The following is a 21,684-nucleotide window of genomic DNA, read 5'->3' as shown; positions in this document are numbered from 1 at the left end:
TGCGCCGGCCCCACGCCGGTCAGGCGTGTTTACTTGATATCTTTCCAGTACGCGGCATTCAGCCGCCAGGCCAGGAAAGTCAGGACACCGAGAAAGATCAGCACCCACACGCCGAGGCGCTTGCGGGTCTGCTGGGCCGGCTCGGACATCCATGTCATATAGGCCACCAGGTCGGCGACCGCAGCATCGTAGTCGGGCGACGAGAGCGTGCCCGGCGTGACCTGCTGGAAGCCGACGAGCACGTGGGCCTTCTCGCCCGTCTCCTCGTCCGTCTTGTCTTCGAATTTGGCAACGCGCTGCCCCTGCAGCTGCCACAACACATGGGGCATGCCGACGTTCTCGAACACCGCGTTGTTCCAGCCGGTCGGCCGCGTATCGTCGCGGTAGAAGCTCCGCAGATACGTGTACAGCCAGTCGCGGCCGCGCGCGCGCTCCTCGACCGACAGGTCGGGCGGCGTGGTGCCGAGCCAGTTCTTCGCGTCGTCGGGCCGCATCGCAACGGACATCGTGTTCCCGACCTTGTCGGTCGTGAACAGGAGATTCGTTTCGATCTCCTTCTGGGATATGCCCAGATCCGTCAGACGGTTGTAGCGCATCAGGTTCGCGCTGTGGCAGTTCAGGCAATAGTTTACAAACAATTGCGCGCCGTGCTGAAGCGAAACGAGATTTTCCGTGTTATCGGGCGCCCGGTCGAGCGGAAAATTACCCTCCGCCCGCACGGCCGGCGCCGCCAGCAGCGCACAGGCGGTCGCCCCGATCAGCGCGAGTGTCGAAAGCAGTTTCTTCATGTCGTTCTCTCCTCGCTCACGTTAATGGGGCTTGAAGCGCACCCGCTCCGGCGGCTGCTTGAACGTGCCAAGCGGCGTCCAGACGGGCATGCCGAGGAAGAACGCGAAGTAGATCAACGCGCAGAACTGCGCGATCAGCGTCGCCGCCGGCGAGGGCGGCCGCGTGCCGAGGAACGCGAGGGTCAGGAACGCCGCGACGAAGATCCCGAGGAACACCTTGTGGAACAGCGGCCGGTAGCGGATCGACTTCACCGGGCTGCGGTCGAGCCACGGCAGGAAGAACAGCGAGATCACCGCCGAGCCCATTACGACGACGCCCCAGAACTTCGACTCCGTCAGGTACATGAACACGACGATCGCCGCCGCCAGCACCGGCAGCCCGACCTTCCACTTGCCGCGCGCGCGGATCAGCGCGAGCACGCCGAGCAGCGCGATCACGATCATCAGCACGATCTTGAACGGGTCGGTGGTCGCGCGCAGCATCGCGTAGAACGCGGTGAAGTACCAGACCGGCGCGATCTCGGGCGGCGTCTGCAGCGGGTTCGCCGGGACGAAGTTGTTCGCCTCGAGGAAGTAGCCGCCCATCTCCGGCGAGAAGAACACGATCAGCGCGAACACCATCAGGAACACGCACACGCCGAGGAAATCGTGGACCGAGTAGTACGGGTGGAACGGGATGCCGTCGAGCGGAATGCCGTTCTCGTCCTTCTTCGCCTTGATCTCGATGCCGTCGGGGTTATTCGACCCCACTTCGTGCAGCGCGACCAGGTGGGCGACGACGAGGCCGACCAGCACCAGCGGAATCGCGATCACGTGGAACGCGAAGAAGCGGTTCAGCGTGACGTCGGACACGACGTAGTCGCCGCGAATCCACAGCGACAGGTCCGGGCCGACGAACGGGATCGCCGAGAACAGGTTCACGATCACCTGCGCGCCCCAGAACGACATCTGGCCCCACGGCAACAGGTAGCCGAAGAACGCTTCGGCCATCAGGCACAGGAAGATCGCGCAGCCGAAGATCCACACGAGCTCGCGCGGCTTGCGGTACGAACCGTACAGCAGCCCGCGGAACATGTGCAGGTAGACGACCACGAAGAACATCGATGCACCGGTCGAGTGCATGTATCGGATCAGCCAGCCCCACGGCACCTCGCGCATGATGTACTCGACCGACGCGAACGCGAGCATCGAGTCGGGCTTGTAGTTCATCGTCAGGAAGATGCCCGTGACGATCTGGTTGACGAGCACCAGCAGCGCGAGGGAGCCGAAGAAGTACCAGAAGTTGAAGTTCTTCGGCGCGTAATACTCGGATACGTGCTTCTTCCAGGTGGACGTGAGCGGGAAGCGCTGGTCGATCCAGCCGGTGAAACCTGTGGTGGAGACTTCCTTGTTGTCGGCGGCCATCACGCTTCTCCTTTCTCGTCCTTGCCGATCACGAGGGTCGTCGCCGACGTGAACATGTAGGGCGGGATGTCGAGATTCTGAGGCGCCGGCTTGTTCTTGAACACACGGCCGGCGAGGTCGTAGGTCGAACCGTGGCACGGGCACAGGAAACCGCCCGGCCAGTCGTCCGGCAGGTTCGGCTGCGGACCCGGCGTGAAGCGTTGGCTAGGCGTGCAGCCGAGGTGCGTACACACGGCCATCACGACGAGAATGTTCTTGCGATCGGCCCGCGACCGATATTCGTTGGCGCAATACGCGGGCAACGGCATCGAATACGGGGATTTCGTGGCCGGATCGGCCACTTCCTTGTCGGCCTTGACCACGTCGGCCAGCATCGAATCGGTGCGATTCAGGATCCAGACCGGCTTGCCGCGCCACGGCACGGTGACCATTTCGCCGGGCTTCAGGCCGCTGATGTCGACCTCGACCGGCGCACCGGCCGCTTTCGCTTTCGCGGACGGCGCAAGCGACGCCGCGAAAGGTATGACGGTGGCTACGCCTCCTACGCCACCTGCTACGGATGTCGCAATCAGCCAGGTACGGCGGCCGCTGTCGACGCGTTTCTCTTCCTTGTCTCGCATCACACGCCCCACTTCTGAGTTGGATTTTCCGTCACGACTTTCCATTCCGCCGCTAGTTTGCTCGAATGGAGTCGCCATTTACAAGGCCCGGAGATGAAAATCCCTTCGAAGTGATTGATAGTTAAGGGTTATCCCCCACTATCGGAGCGATTAAATCATTTCACTTTTAAGCGGATGCTACATTGTGAAATTTCGATGCACTGCCGCAAATCCGGTGCTCAGACCGGATTATGAATATCGATAAAAAGGTGTTCGAGATCGAATTCTTCGGACAAGTGGCGCCCAAGCGCCTGGATCCCGTAGCGCTCGGTCGCATGGTGCCCCGCCGCAACGAACGCGACGCCGCTCTCCGCCGCCGCGTGGGTGGTCGACTCGGACACCTCGCCGGTCAGGAACACGTCCGCGCCGGCGTCGATCGCCGCGTCGAAATAGCTCTGCGCGGCGCCCGTGCACCACGCGATGCGGCGCAACTGCGTGTCCGGATCGCCGAGCACGAGCGGCGTGCGGCCCAGCGTGTTCTCGACCTTCGCGACGAAGTGCTCGAGCGTGACGGGCATCGGCAGCGTCGCCATCCAGCCGAGATCGCCTTCGCCGAACCGCTGCTCGCCGATCAGGCCGAGCTTTTCGCCGAGCTGCGCGTTGTTGCCGAATTCGGGATGCGCGTCGAGCGGCAGGTGGAACGCGAACAGGTTCAGGTCGTTCGCGAGCAGCAGCTTCAGGCGCTGATACTTGCGGCCGGTGATCTGCGGCGCCTCGTTGCGCCAGAAATAGCCGTGATGGACGAGCACGGCATCCGCACCCCATTCGAGCGCGGCTTCGAGGAAGGCGACCGACGCCGTCACGCCGGTGGCGATCTTCTCGATCTTGCGGCGCCCCTCGACCTGCAGGCCGTTCGGGCAATAGTCCTTGAAGCGCGCGGTTTCAAGGGTATTGTTCAAGTACAATTCAAGTTCGATCCGATCCATATAAACCTCTAATCCATTCAGATGCTTAGACGCTTCTGGCTGTTCTTCGCGCAGGCGGTGACCGTACTGCTCGCGCTGATGTTCATCGTCGTGACGCTCAAGCCGCAATGGCTGCAACGGCAAGGACAGCTCGGCAAGCAGCTTGCCACGCCGATCGTCGCGCTGCGGGAAGTCGCGCCAGGCATCGGCGGCGCACCGGCGACCACGTCGTATGCCGAAGCCGCGCAGAAGGCGATGCCGGCCGTCGTCAACGTGTTCTCCAGCAAGGACGGCTCGCTGCCGCCCGACCCGCGCGCGAAGGATCCGCTGTTCCGTTACTTCTTCGGCGACCGCAACGCCCGCAAGCAGCAGGACGAGCCGGCCGCCAACCTCGGCTCGGGCGTTATCGTGAGCCCGGAAGGTTACATTCTAACGAACCAGCACGTCGTGGACGGCGCCGACCAGATCGAAGTCGCGCTCGCCGACGGCCGCACGGCCACCGCGAAGGTGATCGGCAGCGATCCCGAAACCGATCTCGCCGTGCTCAAGATCAACATGACGAACCTGCCGACGATCACGCTCGGCCGCTCCGACCAGTCGCGCGTCGGCGACGTCGTGCTTGCGATCGGCAACCCGTTCGGCGTCGGCCAGACGGTCACGATGGGGATCATCAGCGCGCTCGGCCGCAACCACCTCGGCATCAACACGTTCGAGAACTTCATCCAGACCGACGCGCCGATCAACCCCGGCAACTCCGGCGGCGCGCTGGTCGACGTGAACGGCAACCTGCTCGGCATCAACACGGCGATCTACTCGCGCTCCGGCGGCTCGCTCGGCATCGGTTTCGCGATTCCGGTTTCGACCGCGCGCACGGTGCTCGAAAGCATCATCACGACGGGCTCGGTCACGCGCGGCTGGATCGGCGTCGAGCCGCAGGACGTCACGCCGGAGATCGCCGAGTCGTTCGGGCTCCAGCAGAAATCGGGCGCGATCGTCGCGGGCGTGCTGCAGGGCGGCCCGGCCGACAAGGCCGGCATCAAGCCGGGCGACATCCTGGTGAGCGTCAACGGCGAGGACATCACCGACACCACGAAGCTGCTGAACGTCGTCGCGCAGATCAAGCCGGGCACACCGACCAAGGTGCACGTCGTACGCAAGGGCAAGCAGTTCGACGTGAACATCGTGATCGGCAAGCGCCCGCCGCCGCCGAAGCAGACGCTCGACGAGCAGGACAGCGATAGCGAATGAGGCTGGGCAGGCGGCGCGCCGCCTGCCGGTTGCGACGCGTCGTGATGCGCCGCGGAAATGGAAAAGGGCAGCCGGCTGGCTGCCCTTTTGCTTTGCTTCAAAACGATGTCGGGTGCCGCGAAGGCGGCGTGGGCACGCGCTGGCCGGAGCCAACCGCAGCAGGTACCGGCCCCTCCAGCTTGACCGGAAAGCCGCCCGGCGCCGCGCCGTCAACCCGCGGCTTCGCCGTTCCCCGCCTCGCCCTCTTCGGCCGGCTTCTTCGGCACGAAGAACCGTGCGGCCAGCAGCCCGATCTCGAACAGCACGACGAGCGGCAGCGCCAGCATCAGTTGCGAAAACACGTCCGGCGGCGTGACGACCGCCGCGACCACGAATGCGCCGACGATCACGTACGGCCGCATCTCCTTCAGCTTCTTCAGGGACAGCACGCCCATCCGGACGAGCAGCACGACGACGATCGGCACCTCGAACGTGACCCCGAACGCGATGAACATCCCGAGCACGAAGCTCAGGTAGTTGTCGATGTCGGTCGTCATCTCGGCCCCGAGCGGCGCGTTGTAGTGCGCCATCACGCGGAAGATCGTCGGGAACACGAGGAAGTACGCGAACGCCATCCCGCACAGGAACAGGAAGTAGCTGCTGCCGACGAGCGGCGCGACGAGCTTCTTCTCGTGCTGGTACAGCCCCGGCGCGACGAACGCCCAGATCTGGTACAGCACGATCGGCAGCGCGATCACGAGCGCGACGAGCATCGTGACCTTCATCGGCACGAAGAACGAGCCGGTGACGTCGGTGACGATCATCTTGCCGTCTTTCGGCAGGTTGTCCATCAGCGGCCGCGCGAGCAGCTTGAAGATGTCCGGCGCCCAGTAGACGAGCCCGAGGAACACGACGATCACGGCCAACCCCGCGCGAATGATGCGATCGCGAAGCTCGACGAGATGGGAAATGAAGGTTTCTTCCGGGGCGTCGCCCGGGTTCTGCTGGGGGTCGCTCACACCGGCCCTCGGTAGGATTGACGAGCGAGCATGCGCTCGACTCAGAAGAAGCGCGTCGGCCGGCGCAGGCTGGCCGGCTGATGACGCGCGACACGCGCGGCGCCCGACTGCACGTGCGTGCGACGGGTCGTCGCGCGCTTGTACCAGACGGGCGTCGCCGCCTGCTTGATGCGCCAGTTGCGACGCTTCGGCGCAAGCGCGGCCGAACTGCCGCGCCACGACGGCGCCGCGGGCGTATCGGAACCGGGGGAACCGACGGACCCGGCGTCGCCGGCAGCCCCGTCAAGACCGCCGACCGCGGAATGCCACGTGTCGTTCAGTGCCTTCTCGTGCTCGCGCAAGTTGTCGTGAATCGTCGTCTCGACATTGCGCGCGGCCGATTCGAAATCGGTCTTCATCGTCCGCAGCGCGTCGAGTTCGATTTCGCGCGAGACCTCGGCCTTCACGTCGTTGATGTACCGCTGCGCGCGGCCGAACAGCGCGCCTGCCGTGCGCGCGACGCGCGGCAGGCGCTCGGGGCCGAGCACCACGAGCGCGACGACGCCGATCAGCGCCATCTTCGAAAGACCGAGATCCAGCATCGCGAATGCCTGTCAGCGTGCCGGCGTTACGCCTTGTTCGAATCGGAACGCGTCGTTTCCTTCGCGTTGACGTCGACCGCACCCGAACGCGGCAGTTGCTGCGCATCCGCCGGCGTTTCGCCTTCCTTCATGCCGTCCTTGAAACCCTTCACGGCGCTGCCGAGGTCGTTGCCGATGTTGCGCAGCTTCTTCGTACCGAAAACCAGCGCGACGATCAGCAGCACGATCAGCCAGTGCCAAATGCTCAATCCACCCATGATGAAACCTCTCCTCAACCACGCCGCGTCGCGGCGCAAATCGCCGGCGGCACGCCGGCTTCGACTATCGATGCGGGGAAACGCCCCGCTGCGTCAACCCATTCGCTGCCACGGGCGCGGGCCGGCCAGGATATGCGCGTGCAGGTGGTAGACCTCCTGCCCGCCGCCCGGGCCCGTGTTGATCACCGTACGGAAACCGGTTTCGCCGCCCGTATACGCGACGCCGAGCTGGTCGGCCAGACGCGCGACGAGCAGCATCAGCCGGCCGAGCATCGGCGCATCGGCGTCGCTCGCCGCCGACAGCGTCGGCAGGTGCTGGCGCGGAATCACGAGCACGTGCGTGTCGGCCGCCGGGCGGATGTCGCGGAACGCGACGAATTCGTCGTCCTCGTGCACCTTCGTGCTCGGGATCTCGCCTGCCGCGATCTTGCAGAACAGGCAATTCGGATCGTGACTCATGTTGCTCCTGCAGACGCCCGCGCGCGGCCGGTCAGAACCATGCCTGCGGATCGAGCGCCTTGTTGTCGTTCAGGTACAGCCAACCCTTGATGATACGGTACAGCGTCCAAATCCATGTGACAAACATGATCACGAATCCCACCCCCACGAACAGCAGCGCGATGCCGATCACGTATGCGATCAGCGCGCGCCAGAACGTGCGGATCTGCCACTCGAAGTGATCGGCGTACGGCGTGCCGGCCACGTCGCCGCGCTTCACGTAGTTGATGATGATCGCGATGATGCCCGTGACGCCCCCCGTCAGCCAGTGAATCGCATAGAGGCCGTACAGCACGTGGGTCAGCGTGCGCAGCCCGTTCAGGCGTTCGGCATCCGCGGCTCCCGGCACCGCCGGCGTCGGAAACTGGTTCGACGTATCGTTCATGATGCTACCCCCGTTAGATGACAATTCTTACAGCTTACCGCACTGTTGCCACCGCGGCGGGGCGTGCCCGTCACCCGCCGTTTTCCTCGCGCTCGCGACGCTTGCGCAGCGCCTTTTCCTCGATGCCCGACAAGCCTTCGCGACGCTCGAGTTCGGCGATCACGTCGGCCGGGCTCAGGTCGAAATGCGACAGCATCACGAGGCAGTGGAACCACAGGTCGGCCACCTCGCCGACGAGCGCGGTCGGCGCGCCGCCCTGGCGCACGTCCTTCGCGGCCAGCACGACTTCCGTCGCCTCTTCGCCGATCTTCTTCAGCACCGCGTCGTCGCCCTTGTGGAACAGGCGCGACACGTACGATTGGTCGGGGTCGCCGCCCTTGCGGCTATCGATCACGGCCGCGAGGCGCAGCAGCGTGTCTTCGGTCGATTGCGTCATTTGTAGATGTGTTCGGGGTCTTTCAGCACCGGTTCGACCGCGACCCAGTCGCCGCTGTCCACGTTGCCTTCGAATTTCTGGAAGAAGCACGAATGCCGGCCGGTGTGGCATGCGATGCCCGACACCTGCTCGACCTTCAGCAGCACGACGTCTTCGTCGCAGTCGAGCCGCACTTCGTGCAGGTGCTGCACGTGGCCCGACTCCTCGCCCTTGAACCACAGGCGCTTGCGCGAACGCGAATAGTAGACCGCGCGCCGCGTCTCGACCGTCTTCGCGAGCGCCTCGCGATTCATCCACGCGAACATCAGCACGTCGTTGGTCGACGCTTCCTGCGCGATCACCGGCACGAGGCCGTTGTCGTCCCAGCGGACCTTGTCGAGCCACGCGGGCAGGGATTTCGTTTCCGTATTCATCACAGCCTCACCGCGATGCCCTGGTCGGACATGAAGCGCTTCGCCTCGCCGACCGTGTGCTCGCCGTAGTGGAAGATGCTCGCGGCCAGCACCGCGTCGGCGCGGCCGTCCTTGATGCCGTCGGCCAGGTGCTGCAGCGAACCGACGCCGCCCGACGCGATCACCGGCACCGGCACCGCGTCCGACACGCCGCGCGTGAGCGCGAGATCGAAGCCCGACTTCGTGCCGTCGCGGTCCATGCTCGTGAGCAGGATCTCGCCGGCGCCGAGTTCGGCCATCTTGCGCGCCCATTCGATCGCGTCGAGGCCCGTGTTCTTGCGGCCGCCGTGCGTGAACACTTCCCAGCGCGGCGCCTCGCCGTCGGCCGACACGCGCTTCGCATCGATCGCGACGACGATGCACTGCGAGCCGTACTTGTCGGCCGCGTCGCGCACGAGCTGCGGGTTCGCGACCGCCGACGAATTCATGCTGACCTTGTCCGCGCCCGCGTTCAGCAGGCGCCGCACGTCCTCGACGGCGCGCACGCCACCGCCGACGGTCAGCGGAATGAACACCTGCGACGCAACGGCTTCGATGATCGGCAGGATCAGGTCGCGCTGGTCGGACGTCGCGGTGATGTCGAGGAAGGTCAGTTCGTCGGCACCCTGGTCGTCGTAGCGGCGGGCGATTTCGACGGGGTCGCCGGCGTCGCGCAGCTCGACGAAATTGACGCCCTTGACGACACGCCCGGCGGTCACGTCCAGGCAGGGGATGATGCGTTTAGCTAGAGCCATGATGTTGCGCCAAATGCCGCGCTGGGACGGCCGGTTGCGGAAGCCTCGCGCGAGGCTTCCGGTCGGGGCCGCCTGCGGGCAGCCCCGGCGAACGGGACAACCGCGGTTACGCGTTGTCGAGTTCGCCGTTCAGTTCGTCCGCGCGCTTTTGCGCGGCCGCGAAATCGAGATCGCCGGAGTAGATCGCACGGCCGCAGATCACGCCTTCGACGCCGTGCTCTTCCACTTCGCACAGGCTCTCGATGTCCGTGAGGTTCGACAGGCCACCGCTGGCGATCACCGGGATGCCGACCGCCTGCGCGAGCTTCACCGTCGCGTCGATGTTGATGCCCTGCAGCATCCCGTCGCGGCCGATGTCCGTGTAGACGATCGATTCGACGCCGTAATCCTCGAACTTCTTCGCGAGATCGATCACCTCGTGACCGGTCAGCTTGCTCCAGCCGTCGGTCGCGACCTTGCCGTCCTTCGCGTCCAGCCCGACGATGATGCTGCCGGAGAACGCGGTGCACGCGTCCTGCAGGAAGCCCGGGTTCTTCACGGCTGCCGTGCCGATGATCACGTAGGACAGGCCGGCGTCGAGATACTTCTCGATCGTCTCGAGGCTGCGGATGCCGCCGCCGAGCTGGACGGGAATTTCGTCGCCGACTTCGTCGAGGATCGCTTCGATCGCCTCGAGATTCTTCGGCTTGCCGGCGAATGCGCCGTTCAGGTCGACGAGATGGAGCCGCCGGGCGCCGAGATCGACCCACTTGCGGGCCATCGCCGCCGGGTCCTCGGAAAAAATCGTGGCCTGGTCCATATCGCCCTGTTTGAGGCGCACACACTGACCGTCTTTGAGGTCGATGGCCGGAATCAGCAACATAGCAATCGGGTGTCGTCGTGGAAAAAGAAAAGAATCCGGCGCGTACCGGCCAAACCGGTGCCGCGCCGTCTCGCTAGTTTAGTACAACTCTTTCGGCGCTTAGGCGGGCAAGCCCCGTGCGACAGGCCTTTCGGCCAGGGCGACTGTGGCTCGCGCACCACGTTTACGGTTTCCAGTGTACGAAGTTGCGATACAGACGCAACCCGACCTCCGCGCTTTTCTCCGGGTGGAATTGGGTCGCGAAGAGGTTGTCCCGCGCGACCGCGGACGTAAACGGCGCGCCGTAGGCCGTTTCGCCGACCGTGTGCGCCGGGTTGTCCGGCGTCACGTAATAGCTGTGCACGAAGTAGAAATACGCGTCGTCGGGCACGCCGTCCCACAGCGGGTGCGGCTGCGCCTGGCGCACGCGGTTCCAGCCCATCTGCGGCACCTTGAAGCGCGAGCCGTCGTCCTGCACGCGGCCGTCGAGCTCGAAACGCACGACCTTGCCGGGCAGGAGGCCGAGGCCCTTCGTGTCGCCTTCCGCGCTCCAGTCGAACAGCATCTGCTCGCCGACGCATACGCCGAGCAGCGGCTTCGTGCGCGACGCCTCGATCACGGCCTCCTGCAGGCCCGATTCGCCGAGGCAGCGCATGCAGTCCGGCATCGCACCCTGGCCGGGCAGCACGACGCGGTCGGCCGCGCGAATCGCGGCCGGCGTGTCGACGATCGCCACGTCGGCGGCCGGTTCGGCCTTCTTGAGCGCCTGCGCGACCGAGCGCAGGTTGCCCATCCCATAATCCACAATCGCAATCGAAGTTTTCATCTCAGTGCAGGCAGTAGCGCCCTCAGTCCATTGACGATGAATTCCACCGCCAGCGCCGACAGCATCAGACCCATCAGCCGCGTGGCGATGTTGATGCCGGTGCGGCCGATCCAGTTCGCGATCGGCTCGGCGAGCCGCATCGCGACGAAACACAGAAAAGCCAGGACCGCGCCGATCGCGACCAGTCCGGCCCGCTCATACCAGTGATGCGCGTTCGCCGCATAGATGATCACCGTGCTGATCGAGCCGGGGCCCGTGAGCAGCGGAATCGCCAGCGGCACGACCGCGATGTTGTCCTTCAGCTCGGCTTCGTGGCGCTCCTCCGGCGTCGATCGGGTGTTGCCGATCTGCGCGTTCAGCATGTTGATCGCCATCAGCAGCATGATGATCCCGCCGCCCACTTCGAGCGATCCGACCGAAATGCCGAAGAAGTTGATGATCTGCTGCCCGAGCAGCGCGGTCACCGTCATCACGCAGAACACCGACACCGATGCGATCCGGATCGTGCGCCGCCGCTCGTCGTCCGTCTGCTGCGCCGTCAGGCTCAGGAAGAACGGCACCGCGCCCACCGGATTGATCAGCGCGAGCAGCGAAATGAACGATTTGAGCAGATCCATCGCAAGCCGGCGCCGCGCGCCGAAGCCGTGAGGTTGTCCCGAGCGCAGTCCGTCCGGACGTTCAGAGGCTGCCTTTCGTCGACGGAATCTGCCCCGCCGCCCGCTCGTCGAGCTCCACCGCCGCGCGCAGCGCCCGGCCGAAGGCCTTGAACACCGTCTCGAGCTGGTGGTGCGCGTTGATCCCGCGCAGGTTGTCGATGTGCAGCGTGACGCCCGCGTGGTTCACGAAACCGCGGAAGAACTCGATCGACAGGTCGACGTCGAACGTGCCGATCCGCGCGCGCGTGAACGGCACGTGGAATTCGAGGCCCGGCCGGCCCGAGAAGTCGATCACGACGCGCGACAGCGCCTCGTCGAGCGGCACGTACGAATGGCCGTAGCGACGGATGCCCTTGCGGTCGCCGATCGCCTTCGCGACGGCCTGACCGAGCGTGATGCCGACATCCTCGACCGTGTGGTGATCGTCGATATGCGTGTCGCCATGCGCTTCGACCTCGAGATCGACCAGACCGTGTCGCGCGATCTGGTCGAGCATATGGTCGAGAAACGGCACGCCGGTGGCCAGCTTCTGCTGGCCGGTGCCGTCGAGATCGAGCTTCACACGGATCTGCGTTTCGCTGGTATTGCGAACGACTTCCGCCACACGCATGGCAATTCCTTGATTGAGTCTGATGTAAATGGGGATTGATCGTCGCGCGCCGCCGCGCCCTGGGCTCAACCGGGCAGCGCGAGTTTCAAGGCGGCCAGCAGGCGGGCGTTTTCGTCGGGAGAACCGACGGTCAGCCGCACGCATTCGGCCAGTAATGGATGCATTTTACTCACGTTTTTGACCAGCACCCGCTCGGTGAGCAGCGCATCGAACACGGCAGCCGCGTCCGGCACCCGCACCAGCAGGAAATTGCCGGCGCTCGGGAACACCGTCGCTCCGGGCAGCGCGGCCACCGCCTGCGCGAGGCGCGCGCGCTCCGCACGCAATTCGGCCGCCTGCGCGTCGAGCACGTCGAGGTGATCGAGCAGAAAATCGGCGGTCGCCTGGGTCAGCACGTTGATGTTGTACGGCGGGCGCACCTTGTCGAACTCGTTCAGCCACGCGGGCAAGCCGACGAGATAGCCGAGGCGGATGCCCGCGAGGCCGAGCTTCGACACCGTGCGCATCACGACGACGTTGTCGAACTCGGCGGCGCGCGGCAGCCACGAACGCTCGGCGAACGGCTGGTACGCCTCGTCGATCACGATCAGGCTGTGGCGCGCGGCCGCGACGATCCGTTCGACGTCGGCATCGTCGTACAGCGTGCCGGTCGGGTTGTTCGGGTACGCGAGATAGACGATCGCCGGCCGGTGCTCGGCGATCGCCGCGAGCATCGCGTCGACGTCGAGCGTCAGGTCGGCCTGCAGCGGCACGCCGACGAATTCGAGCTGCGCGAACTTCGCCGACAGTTCGTACATCACGAAGCCCGGCACCGGTGCGAGCACCTTCGCGCCCGGCTGCGCGCACGCGACCGAGATCATGCTGATGATTTCGTCGGAACCGTTGCCGAGCAGCACGTCGCAGCCGGCCGGCACACGCATCGCGTGGCGCAGCTTGTCGAGCAGCGCGGCCGGGCGCGGCGCCGGGTAGCGGTTCAGCGCGACCTGCGCGAGCCGCTCGCCGAGCGCCGCGGCGAGCGGCGCCGGCAGCGGATACGGGTTCTCCATCGCGTCGAGCTTCACGAACCCGCTCGCGTCCGGCACCGGATAGCTGGTCATCGCGAGCACGTCGCGGCGGATGATGTCTTGTGGCGTCGTCATGGTCTCAAGCCGGCGTGCGTCGCGCCGGCGTCAAAGGGTCGGCAGGGCGGCGGCTGCCGCCCTGCACTCGTCTCCTGCCCCGCTCCAAAAATGCGCGGTCAGCCCTTCATCCGGAACTCGGCGCTCCTTGCGTGCGCCTGCAGTCCTTCGCCGTAAGCGAGCTCGGACGCGATCTCGCCGAGCGTCTGCGCGCCTTCCGCGCTGACCTCGATCAGGCTCGAGCGCTTGATGAAGTCGTACACGCCGAGCGGCGACGAGAAGCGCGCGGTGCGCGATGTCGGCAGCACGTGGTTCGGGCCCGCGCAGTAGTCGCCGAGGCTCTCGCTCGTGTAGCGGCCGAGGAAGATCGCGCCCGCGTGGCGGATCTGCTGGCCCCATTGCTGCGGCTCCAGCGCCGAAATTTCGAGGTGTTCCGGCGCGATGTCGTTGGCGATCCGGCACGCCTCGGCCATGTCGCGCACCTTGATCAGCGCGCCGCGGCCCTCGAGCGACGCGCGGATCACGTCCTGGCGCGGCATCGTCGGCAGCAGCTCGTCGATCGCCTTTTCGACGCGATCGAGGAACGCACCGTCCGGGCACAGCAGGATCGACTGCGCGAGTTCGTCGTGCTCGGCCTGCGAGAACAGGTCCATCGCGACCCAGTTCGGATCGGTCGTGCCGTCGCACAGCACGAGGATTTCCGACGGCCCGGCGATCATGTCGATGCCGACCGTGCCGAACACGCGGCGCTTCGCCGACGCGACGTACGCGTTGCCGGGGCCGCAGATCTTGTCGACGGCCGGCACCGTCTCGGTGCCGTATGCGAGCGCGCCGACCGCCTGCGCGCCGCCGATCGTGAACACGCGATCGACGCCGCCGAGCAGCGCTGCGGCCAGCACGAGGTCGTTCTTCACGCCGTCCGGCGTCGGCACGACCATCACGATCTCGCCGACCCCCGCGACGCGCGCGGGAATCGCGTTCATCAGCACCGACGACGGATACGCGGCCTTGCCGCCCGGCACGTACAGGCCGACGCGGTCGAGCGGCGTGACCTTCTGGCCGAGCACCGTGCCGTCGCTTTCCGTGTACTGCCAGCTATGCGTGCCGCACTCGATCTTCTGCTTCTCGTGGTACGCGCGCACCCGCGCCGCGGCCGCTTCCAGCGCCGCGCGCGCCTTCGGCGCGAGGCCGTCGAGCGCCGTCTGCAGCGCGTCCTGCGGCAATTCGAGCGCGGCGACGCTGTTCGCGCTCAGCCGGTCGAAGCGGTTCGTGTACTCGAGCACCGCGGCGTCGCCGCGCGACTTCACGTCGGCGAGGATCTGCGCGACCGATTGCTCGATCGCTTCGTCTTCGCTCGCCTCGAACGCGAGCACGGCGCGCAGCGCGGCGCCGAAGCCTTCGTTCGTCGAATCGAGCTTGCGGATGGTGATGGACATGGGAGTTCCGTTACGGTGATGCGCTCAACCGCCATTCTGCGACGCGCGTTCGAACGCGTCGAGGATCGGCTTGAGCGCCGCGCGCTTCAGCTTCAGCGCGGCCTGGTTCACGACGAGGCGCGACGAGATCGCCATGATCTCCTCGACCTCGACCAGATTGTTCGCCTTCAGCGTGCCGCCCGAGCTGACGAGGTCGACGATCGCGTCGGCCAGCCCGACCAGCGGCGCGAGCTCCATCGAGCCGTACAGCTTGATCAGGTCGACGTGCACGCCCTTCGCGGCAAAGTGTTCGCGCGCCGTTTCGACGTACTTGGTCGCGACCCGCAGGCGCGCGCCCTGGCGCACTGCGTTCGCGTAGTCGAAACCGGCCGGCACGGCCACCGACATCCGGCAGCGCGCAATGTTCAGATCGATCGGCTGGTACAGGCCCGAGCCGCCGTGCTCGACCAGCACGTCCTTGCCGGCCACGCCGAAATCGGCCGCGCCGTATTCGACGTAGGTCGGCACGTCGCTCGCGCGCACGATGATCACGCGCAGGTTCGGATCGGTCGTCGGCAGGATCAGCTTGCGCGACGTTTCCGGGTCCTCGGCCACCTGCACGCCGGCGGCGGCCAGCAGCGGCAGGGTTTCCTCGAAAATCCGGCCCTTCGACAGGGCGAGGGTCAGCGGCGCGGTCATGCTTGGCTCCCGGAGAGGCGGCGCACGTTCGCGCCGACGGCGGTCAGTTTGGCTTCCATGCGGTCGTAGCCGCGGTCCAGGTGATAGATGCGGTCGACGAGCGTTTCGCCGTCGGCGCGCAGCCCGGCGATCACGAGGCTCGCCGACGCACGCAGGTCGGTCGCCATCACGTTCGCGCCCGACAGCTTGTCGACGCCCGTCACGAGCGCCGTGTTGCCGTCGATCGTGATGTTCGCGCCGAGCCGGTTCAGCTCCTGCACATGCATGAAGCGGTTCTCGAAAATGGTCTCGACGACCTGCGCGGTGCCCGTCGCGACCGTATTGAGGGCCATGAACTGCGCCTGCATGTCGGTCGGGAACGCCGGGTATTCCGACGTGCGGATCGTCACCGCCGACGGGCGGCGATCCATCTTCACGCGCAGCCAGCTGTCGCCTTCCTCGATCGACACGCCGGCTTCGCGCAGCTTGTCGATCACCGCGTCGAGGATGTGCGGGCGCACGCCCGTCAGCATCACGTCGCCGCCGGCCGCCGCGACCGCGCACAGGAACGTGCCGGCCTCGATCCGGTCGGGGATCACCGCATGACGCGCGCCGTGCAGCCGCTCGACGCCCTGGATCACGAGGCGATCGGTGCCGATGCCGTCGATTTTCGCGCCCATCGCGACCAGCAAGTGTGCGAGATCGCTCACTTCCGGCTCGCGCGCGGCGTTTTCGATCACCGTCTCGCCGTCGGCGAGCGTCGCGGCCATCAGCAGGTTTTCCGTGCCCGTCACCGTGATCATGTCGGTCACGATGCGCGCGCCCTTCAGGCGCTTCGCGCGCGCCTCGATGAAGCCGTGCTCGATGCTGATCTCGGCGCCCATCGCCTGCAGGCCCTTGATGTGCTGGTCGACCGGTCGCGCGCCGATCGCGCAGCCGCCCGGCAGCGACACCTTCGCCTCGCCGAAACGCGCGAGCAGCGGTCCGAGCACGAGGATCGACGCGCGCATCGTCTTCACGAGCTCGTACGGCGCGACGAGGTTGTCGACGCGCGACGCGTCGAGCTGCACGCGGCAGCCGTCGGTCTCGCTCTTCACGCCCATCTGGTTCAGCACCTTCAGCGTCGTGCGCACGTCCTTCAGGTTCGGCACGTTGTCGAGATCGACCGGGTCGGCGGTGAGCAGACCCGCGCACAGGATCGGCAGCGCGGCGTTCTTCGCGCCCGACACGACGATCTCGCCGGACAGGCGGCGACCGCCTTCGATCGCGAGTTTGTCCATCCCCTGTCCCTGCGATTCCCCGTTGGCGGCCGGGTGTGCCGTGGCGACGCTCTGGACGGCGTCGCGCTCGTTGACGGTGACTTGCACTCAGTGATTTCCGTTTATGCGTTCTGCCATTCGGCGGGCGTCAGCGTCTTCATGCTGAGCGCGTGAATTTCCTGCTTCATGCGATCGCCGAGCGCCGCATAGACGAGCTGGTGCCGCTGGATCGGCCGCTTGCCTTCGAAGGCCGCCGACACGATCGTCGCGAAGAAATGCTGGCCGTCGCCTTCGACTTCCAGATGCGTGCAGGCGAGACCGCCGGCGATGTATTGCTTGACCTGTTCGGGAGTCGGCAACATGGTGTATGGCTCCTGTGGCGCGCGCCGCCCTGGGCGGCCGCGGCCTGACGATATCAATGACGCAGTTTGTAGCCGGTCGCGAGCAGCCGCATCGCGATCAGCGCGAGCAGCACGAAGAAACCGGTGACGATCGCGAGGCTCGCGAACGGGTTGATGTCGGACGCGCCGAAGAACCCGAAACGGAAGCCGTCGATCATGTAGAAAAACGGGTTGAGACGCGACACTTCGCGCCATACGGGCGGCAGCGAGTGCGTCGAATAGAACACGCCGGACAGGAACGTCAGCGGCATGATCAGGAAGTTCTGGAACGCGGCGAGCTGGTCGAACTTCTCGGCCCAGATCCCGGCGATCAGGCCGAGCGTGCCGAGGATCGCCGAGCCGAGCAGCGCGAACGCGATGATGAACAGCGGCGCCGCGAAGTGCATCGGGATAAACCAGATCGTCACGACGAACACGCCGGTGCCGACCGCGAGCCCGCGCACCACGGACGCGAGCACGTACGCGCCGAAGATGTCGCGGTACGACAGCGGCGGCAGCAGCATGAACACGAGGTTGCCGGTGATCTTCGACTGGATCAGCGACGACGAGCTGTTCGCGAACGCGTTCTGCAGCACGCTCATCATCACGAGGCCCGGCACGAGAAAGCTCACGTACTCGACGCCCGGATAGACCTCGACGCGGCCCGACAGCGCGTGGCCGAAGATCGTCAGATACAGCAGCGCAGTGACGATCGGCGCGAGCACCGTCTGGAACGACACCTTCCAGAAACGCAGCAGTTCCTTGTAGAACAGCGTGCGAAACCCGCTGCCCGGCACGCGCCGGGCCGTCCCCTCGGACGTCAGCGAACGCAGTTCGCGTGGGGAGTGTTGATTCATGCCAGCCCCTCGATCACCTCGGCCCCGTTCATCACCTGGACGAACACATCCTCGAGGTCGGCCTTGCGGACCTCGATCTCGTCGAACGTGCAGCCGGCCGCGCGGCATTGCGCGAGGATGCGTTCGACCTCGTCGTAGCTCCCGAGACGCAGCAGGTGCTCGCCCGGCGCGCGCGCGGCCGGATCGGTCTCCAGCCCGCGCAGCTCGGCCGGCAGCGCACCGGTCGCGAACCGCAGATACAGTTGCAGGCCCGCGAACCGGCGCAGCAGCGCGTCGGTGCGGTCGAGCGCGACGACTTCGCCCCGGCGCAGCATCGCGATGCGGTCGCACAGCGACTCGGCTTCCTCGAGGTAATGGGTGGTCAGCACGATCGTGTGACCCTCGCGGTTCAGGCGCGAGATGAATTTCCACAGCGTCTGGCGCAATTCGACGTCGACGCCGGCGGTCGGCTCGTCGAGCACGATCACCGGCGGCCGGTGCACGAGCGCCTGCGCGACGAGCACGCGGCGCTTCATCCCGCCCGACAGCGCGCGCATGTTCGCGTCGGCTTTCTCGGTGAGATCGAGATTGGCCATCACTTCATCGATCCAGTCGTCGTTGCGGCGCAGCCCGAAGTAGCCGGACTGGATCCGCAGCGTCTCGCGGACGGTGAAGAACGGGTCGAAAACGAGTTCCTGCGGCACGACGCCGAGCGCGCGGCGCGCATTGCGGAAGTCCTGGACGACGTCGTGACCGCGCACCGAGATACTGCCTTCGTCGGCCCGGGCGAGCCCGGCGAGGATACTGATGAGCGTGGTCTTGCCTGCGCCGTTGGGGCCGAGCAGACCGAAAAACTCGCCTTCCTCGACCGACAGGCTGACGCCCTTGAGCGCCTGAAGCGACTTGTAGCGCTTCTTGACGTGACGGATTTCTATGGCTGACATGACTGTGCGCGACGCCAGGGCCGCGACGCCTATTCTGTGCTTGCTGCGAAAGAAAATGGGGGCCGGACGCCGATTGGCTGCCCCGCAAAACGCTTGATTATAGGGCAAACCGGCTGGGGGAGCCGGCGCCGAGGGCGCGCGGCCTGAAGCATGCGCGCGCCGGCTGGCGCGGCAGGCTTCGGTCGGACAGGATCAATGTCGCCCGGTGCCTTCGATGAGCGCGTCGACGCCGTAGGCGTGCGCGAGGCTGGCGAGCTTCGGAGGGAGATTGAGGATGTCGAGGGTCGCGCCGCGCGCTTTGGCGGCACGTTGCCATGCGAGCAGCACGGCGAGCGCGGACGAGTCGAACTGCGTCAGCGCCGCGCAATCGACGGCGGTTGCGCCCGCACCGATGCGCGCAAGACCGGCCGCGAGCGCGGACTTCGCGCTCGCGACGGTCAGCGAGGAGCCGGCTTCGAAGCCGCTCACGACGCTTGCTTGCCGGCGGCAAGTTGCTGGTTGCGCTGCGTCAGGAACTGGATCAGCCCTTCCACGCCGCTTTGCTGGATCTTCTCGTTGAACTGCTGCTGGTAGGTCTGGATCAGCCATGCGCCGAGCACGTTCAGGTCATACACCTTCCAGCCGTTCGCCGTCTTGTACAGGCGGTAATCGATCTGGACCGGCTGGCCGTTGTTCATCGCGACCGTCTTGACCACGACGTCGGTATCGGCCGGATCCGCACGGAACGGCGGGTACTGGATCTGCTGGTCCGGCTTCAGCTGCGCGAGCGCGCCCGAATACGTGCGGATCAGCAGCAGCTTGAACTGCTCCTGAACCTGCTGTTGCTGCTCGGCCGTCGCCGTGCGCCAGTTGCGGCCCATCGCGAGCTGCGTGGTGCGGCGGAAATCGGTGTACGGCAGGATGTCCTTGTTGACGATCGAGATGATGCGGTTGGTGTCGCCCTGCTTGATCGTCTGCTGCTTGACTTCGTCGAGCACCTGCTGCGTCGCCGTCTTGATCAGCGCCTGCGGGTTCGACTGGTCGACTTGCGCGTGAGCTGCGCTGCCGAACGAGAACAGCGCCGCGAAAACGGGGATCAGGAACAGTTTTTTCATCATAGTGGCCTGCATGAATGAGTCGATGCGAAGGTTGGAGCAGGTAGCTTACGCGCAAGTTCGCGTACGCTACCGACTGAATCGTTTCCGGCTGTAACGAATGTAAGTCCGTCAGTGCAGCCGGATGCTCGGGAACCGGAACCCGCCCGGCGACGGCGGCGCCACCTGCATCGCCGGCACGTTCGTCTCGCTGGCCGGGTTCGGCGATTCGGCCGTGCCCGACGCCGGCGCAGCAACCGCCGCGCCCGATGCGCCCGCCGGCGCCGCACCGCCCACCGCCGCCGCACCCGCGGTACCGGCCGCGCCGGCTGCCGCCGGTGCCGCGCCGTCTTCCGGCAGGTCGTACTTCGGCAGCGCGTCGTTGTTCGACGTTACGGCGGCCTCGCCGCGGGCGTTGCTGATCAGCGCCTGACGGCGCTGCAGGTACGCGTTGCGCACGAACGAATACTTGTCGAGCGCCGCGGCGTCCAGCACGTCGCCCGCGCCGAGCAGGTTCGCACGCGTGTTGACGAGGTTCACGCCGAACAGGCCCCAGCTCAGGCCATCCGGCTTCACGTAGGTAAGCGGGTTGCCGACGTAGTCGACGCCGAGGCCGGCCGTGTCACGCAGCGTGCTCGGGCCGAGCAGCGGCAGCACGAGATACGGGCCCGACGGCATGCCGTAGCGGCCCATCGTGATCCCGAAGTCGGCCGTGTGCTTCGGCAGCTTCGCGATCGTCGCGACGTCGAACAGACCGCCGACGCCGAACACCGTGTTGATCACGACGCGCATGATGTCGCCGACGCCGTCCGCGATGCGCAGCTGCACGATGTTGTTCGCCGCGATGTAGACGTCGCCGATGTTCGAGAAGAAGTTCGTCACGCTGTCGCGCACCGGCTGCGGCACCACGTACTGGTAGCCCTTCGCGACCGGTTTCAGCGCGTACGTGTCGACCGTGTCGTTGAACTTGTACATCGTCCGGTTGAAGCCTTCGAGCGGATCGCCCTTGGTCGGCGTCTGCACGGTCGCGCAGCCGCTCAACGCGGCGACTGCCGCTACCGCCAGCGCGGCGTGCCTGATGCGGATCGTGTGCATGGTCATTACCCTCTTGTTTTCTCTCGTGTGGTTATTGGCCGGCTGAACCGGACACCGCCGACGCCGGCACCGCCACCGGCGCAGGCGCGGCCGGCGCGGCCGATGCGCCGGCTGCCGGCTTCGCACCGCCCGCATCGGCGGCCTTGCTGTACAGGAACTGGCCGATCAGGTTCTCGAGCACGATCGCCGATTGCGTCATCGTGATCGTATCGCCCGCCTTCAGCATTTCGGTGTCGCCGCCCGGATCGAGGCCGATATATTGCTCGCCGAGCAGGCCCGACGTCAGGATCTTCGCCGACGAATCCTTCGGGAATTGGTACTGGCCGTCGACGTCGATCGTGACGAGCGCCTGGTACGTGTTCGTGTCGAAGCCGATCGACTTCACGCGGCCGACCACGACGCCGGCGCTCTTCACGGCCGCGCGCGGCTTCAGCCCGCCGATATTGTCGAATTTCATTCTCACCGAGTAGGTCGGCTGAAACGACAGCGAGCTCATGTTGCCGACCTTCAGCGCCAGGAACAGCACCGCAAGGAAGCCCACCACCACGAACAGGCCGACCCAGAAGTCGAGAGCAGTCTTTTTCATCGTCATCCCAAAATTTGGCTTG

At 66.1% G+C, this 21,684-nt stretch carries 28 protein-coding genes; 1 reads left to right on the top strand and 27 read right to left on the bottom strand.

What is annotated here, in order from left to right; all coding sequences use genetic code 11:
- Window positions 1–29: 29 nt before the first annotated feature.
- The 4 genes from DTA15_RS11575 to DTA15_RS11560 all read right to left on the bottom strand — a co-directional run bounded on the left by DTA15_RS11575 (window position 30) and on the right by DTA15_RS11560 (window position 3,777).
- Window positions 30–788 (bottom strand): cytochrome c1, encoded by a 759-nt coding sequence (locus DTA15_RS11575; RefSeq protein ID WP_006477108.1) that lies wholly within the window; start codon window positions 786–788, stop codon window positions 30–32.
- A 21-nt stretch (window positions 789–809) separates the two neighbouring features.
- Window positions 810–2,192 (bottom strand): cytochrome b, encoded by a 1,383-nt coding sequence (locus DTA15_RS11570; RefSeq protein ID WP_006485333.1) that lies wholly within the window; start codon window positions 2,190–2,192, stop codon window positions 810–812.
- Entirely contained in the window at window positions 2,192–2,812 is a 621-nt protein-coding gene (gene petA, locus DTA15_RS11565; RefSeq protein ID WP_006491868.1) for a ubiquinol-cytochrome c reductase iron-sulfur subunit, read from the bottom strand. The genes DTA15_RS11570 and petA overlap by 1 nt, the downstream gene beginning before the upstream one ends.
- Before the next feature lie 218 nt (window positions 2,813–3,030).
- Window positions 3,031–3,777 (bottom strand): Nif3-like dinuclear metal center hexameric protein, encoded by a 747-nt coding sequence (locus DTA15_RS11560; protein ID WP_006485336.1) that lies wholly within the window; start codon window positions 3,775–3,777, stop codon window positions 3,031–3,033.
- Between the two features lie 21 nt (window positions 3,778–3,798).
- Here DTA15_RS11560 and DTA15_RS11555 point away from each other — a divergent pair, with 21 nt between their 5' ends.
- Complete coding sequence (locus tag DTA15_RS11555; RefSeq protein ID WP_006485345.1) at window positions 3,799–5,004, top strand: S1C family serine protease; 1,206 nt, start codon at window positions 3,799–3,801, stop codon at window positions 5,002–5,004.
- 209 nt (window positions 5,005–5,213) lie between these two features.
- Here DTA15_RS11555 and tatC read toward each other — a convergent pair whose 3' ends face one another.
- From tatC to mlaD, 23 genes are all read right to left on the bottom strand, one after another.
- Complete coding sequence (gene tatC, locus DTA15_RS11550) at window positions 5,214–6,002, bottom strand: twin-arginine translocase subunit TatC (protein ID WP_006485341.1); 789 nt, start codon at window positions 6,000–6,002, stop codon at window positions 5,214–5,216.
- 41 nt (window positions 6,003–6,043) lie between these two features.
- Window positions 6,044–6,583, bottom strand: a complete 540-nt coding sequence (tatB, locus tag DTA15_RS11545; protein ID WP_006485331.1) for a Sec-independent protein translocase protein TatB — start codon at window positions 6,581–6,583, stop codon at window positions 6,044–6,046.
- A gap of 26 nt (window positions 6,584–6,609) precedes the next feature.
- Complete coding sequence (gene tatA, locus DTA15_RS11540; protein WP_006477115.1) at window positions 6,610–6,840, bottom strand: Sec-independent protein translocase subunit TatA; 231 nt, start codon at window positions 6,838–6,840, stop codon at window positions 6,610–6,612.
- A 93-nt stretch (window positions 6,841–6,933) separates the two neighbouring features.
- Entirely contained in the window at window positions 6,934–7,299 is a 366-nt protein-coding gene (locus DTA15_RS11535; protein ID WP_006485352.1) for a histidine triad nucleotide-binding protein, read from the bottom strand.
- A gap of 31 nt (window positions 7,300–7,330) precedes the next feature.
- Window positions 7,331–7,723: a DUF4870 family protein gene (locus DTA15_RS11530; RefSeq protein ID WP_006485332.1), complete on the bottom strand. Its 393-nt coding sequence runs from the start codon at window positions 7,721–7,723 to the stop codon at window positions 7,331–7,333.
- A 70-nt stretch (window positions 7,724–7,793) separates the two neighbouring features.
- Entirely contained in the window at window positions 7,794–8,159 is a 366-nt protein-coding gene (locus DTA15_RS11525) for a phosphoribosyl-ATP diphosphatase (protein WP_006485344.1), read from the bottom strand.
- Window positions 8,156–8,572, bottom strand: a complete 417-nt coding sequence (gene hisI, locus DTA15_RS11520; protein WP_012492307.1) for a phosphoribosyl-AMP cyclohydrolase — start codon at window positions 8,570–8,572, stop codon at window positions 8,156–8,158. The genes DTA15_RS11525 and hisI overlap by 4 nt, the downstream gene beginning before the upstream one ends.
- Entirely contained in the window at window positions 8,572–9,345 is a 774-nt protein-coding gene (gene hisF / locus DTA15_RS11515; RefSeq protein WP_006485327.1) for an imidazole glycerol phosphate synthase subunit HisF, read from the bottom strand. The genes hisI and hisF overlap by 1 nt, the downstream gene beginning before the upstream one ends.
- A 106-nt stretch (window positions 9,346–9,451) precedes the next feature.
- Entirely contained in the window at window positions 9,452–10,207 is a 756-nt protein-coding gene (hisA, locus tag DTA15_RS11510) for a 1-(5-phosphoribosyl)-5-[(5-phosphoribosylamino)methylideneamino]imidazole-4-carboxamide isomerase (RefSeq protein ID WP_006477123.1), read from the bottom strand.
- 163 nt (window positions 10,208–10,370) lie between these two features.
- A complete protein-coding gene (gene hisH / locus DTA15_RS11505; protein WP_012492306.1) occupies window positions 10,371–11,012 on the bottom strand; it encodes an imidazole glycerol phosphate synthase subunit HisH in 642 nt (213 codons plus the stop codon).
- The gene (locus DTA15_RS11500) at window positions 11,009–11,629 is read right to left on the bottom strand and encodes a YchE family NAAT transporter (RefSeq protein WP_006485349.1); all 621 of its coding nucleotides are present in this window, start codon (window positions 11,627–11,629) and stop codon (window positions 11,009–11,011) included. Before DTA15_RS11500 ends, hisH begins: the two co-directional genes overlap by 4 nt.
- Before the next feature lie 61 nt (window positions 11,630–11,690).
- On the bottom strand, window positions 11,691–12,278 hold the full coding sequence (hisB, locus tag DTA15_RS11495) for an imidazoleglycerol-phosphate dehydratase HisB (RefSeq protein ID WP_006477126.1): 588 nt from the start codon (window positions 12,276–12,278) through the stop codon (window positions 11,691–11,693).
- Window positions 12,279–12,343: 65 nt separating this feature from the next.
- Window positions 12,344–13,417, bottom strand: coding sequence for a histidinol-phosphate transaminase (gene hisC / locus DTA15_RS11490; RefSeq protein ID WP_006485351.1), 1,074 nt, complete (start codon window positions 13,415–13,417; stop codon window positions 12,344–12,346).
- A 98-nt stretch (window positions 13,418–13,515) separates the two neighbouring features.
- Window positions 13,516–14,832: a histidinol dehydrogenase gene (gene hisD, locus DTA15_RS11485; RefSeq protein WP_006485330.1), complete on the bottom strand. Its 1,317-nt coding sequence runs from the start codon at window positions 14,830–14,832 to the stop codon at window positions 13,516–13,518.
- A gap of 24 nt (window positions 14,833–14,856) precedes the next feature.
- Window positions 14,857–15,510: an ATP phosphoribosyltransferase gene (hisG, locus tag DTA15_RS11480; RefSeq protein ID WP_006477129.1), complete on the bottom strand. Its 654-nt coding sequence runs from the start codon at window positions 15,508–15,510 to the stop codon at window positions 14,857–14,859.
- Complete coding sequence (gene murA, locus DTA15_RS11475) at window positions 15,507–16,769, bottom strand: UDP-N-acetylglucosamine 1-carboxyvinyltransferase (protein WP_206532705.1); 1,263 nt, start codon at window positions 16,767–16,769, stop codon at window positions 15,507–15,509. The genes hisG and murA overlap by 4 nt, the downstream gene beginning before the upstream one ends.
- A 101-nt stretch (window positions 16,770–16,870) precedes the next feature.
- Window positions 16,871–17,110, bottom strand: a complete 240-nt coding sequence (locus tag DTA15_RS11470) for a BolA family protein (protein WP_006477131.1) — start codon at window positions 17,108–17,110, stop codon at window positions 16,871–16,873.
- A gap of 53 nt (window positions 17,111–17,163) precedes the next feature.
- On the bottom strand, window positions 17,164–17,985 hold the full coding sequence (locus DTA15_RS11465) for an ABC transporter permease (protein WP_006485346.1): 822 nt from the start codon (window positions 17,983–17,985) through the stop codon (window positions 17,164–17,166).
- A complete protein-coding gene (locus DTA15_RS11460; RefSeq protein ID WP_006485348.1) occupies window positions 17,982–18,908 on the bottom strand; it encodes an ABC transporter ATP-binding protein in 927 nt (308 codons plus the stop codon). Before DTA15_RS11460 ends, DTA15_RS11465 begins: the two co-directional genes overlap by 4 nt.
- A 192-nt stretch (window positions 18,909–19,100) precedes the next feature.
- Window positions 19,101–19,376 carry an STAS domain-containing protein gene (locus DTA15_RS11455; RefSeq protein ID WP_006485329.1) on the bottom strand — a complete coding sequence of 92 codons (276 nt, stop codon included), beginning with the start codon at window positions 19,374–19,376 and terminating at the stop codon, window positions 19,101–19,103.
- Window positions 19,373–20,002: an MlaC/ttg2D family ABC transporter substrate-binding protein gene (locus DTA15_RS11450; RefSeq protein ID WP_012492305.1), complete on the bottom strand. Its 630-nt coding sequence runs from the start codon at window positions 20,000–20,002 to the stop codon at window positions 19,373–19,375. Before DTA15_RS11450 ends, DTA15_RS11455 begins: the two co-directional genes overlap by 4 nt.
- Before the next feature lie 111 nt (window positions 20,003–20,113).
- Window positions 20,114–21,076 carry an MlaA family lipoprotein gene (locus tag DTA15_RS11445; protein WP_020979879.1) on the bottom strand — a complete coding sequence of 321 codons (963 nt, stop codon included), beginning with the start codon at window positions 21,074–21,076 and terminating at the stop codon, window positions 20,114–20,116.
- 31 nt (window positions 21,077–21,107) lie between these two features.
- Window positions 21,108–21,668, bottom strand: a complete 561-nt coding sequence (gene mlaD, locus DTA15_RS11440; RefSeq protein ID WP_006486221.1) for an outer membrane lipid asymmetry maintenance protein MlaD — start codon at window positions 21,666–21,668, stop codon at window positions 21,108–21,110.
- Window positions 21,669–21,684 lie beyond the last annotated feature (16 nt).

This window comes from Burkholderia cenocepacia (genome assembly GCF_900446215.1).
In the GTDB taxonomy this organism is placed as follows: Bacteria; Pseudomonadota; Gammaproteobacteria; order Burkholderiales; family Burkholderiaceae; genus Burkholderia; species Burkholderia cenocepacia.
This window is presented reverse-complemented; position numbering and strand designations above follow the sequence as displayed.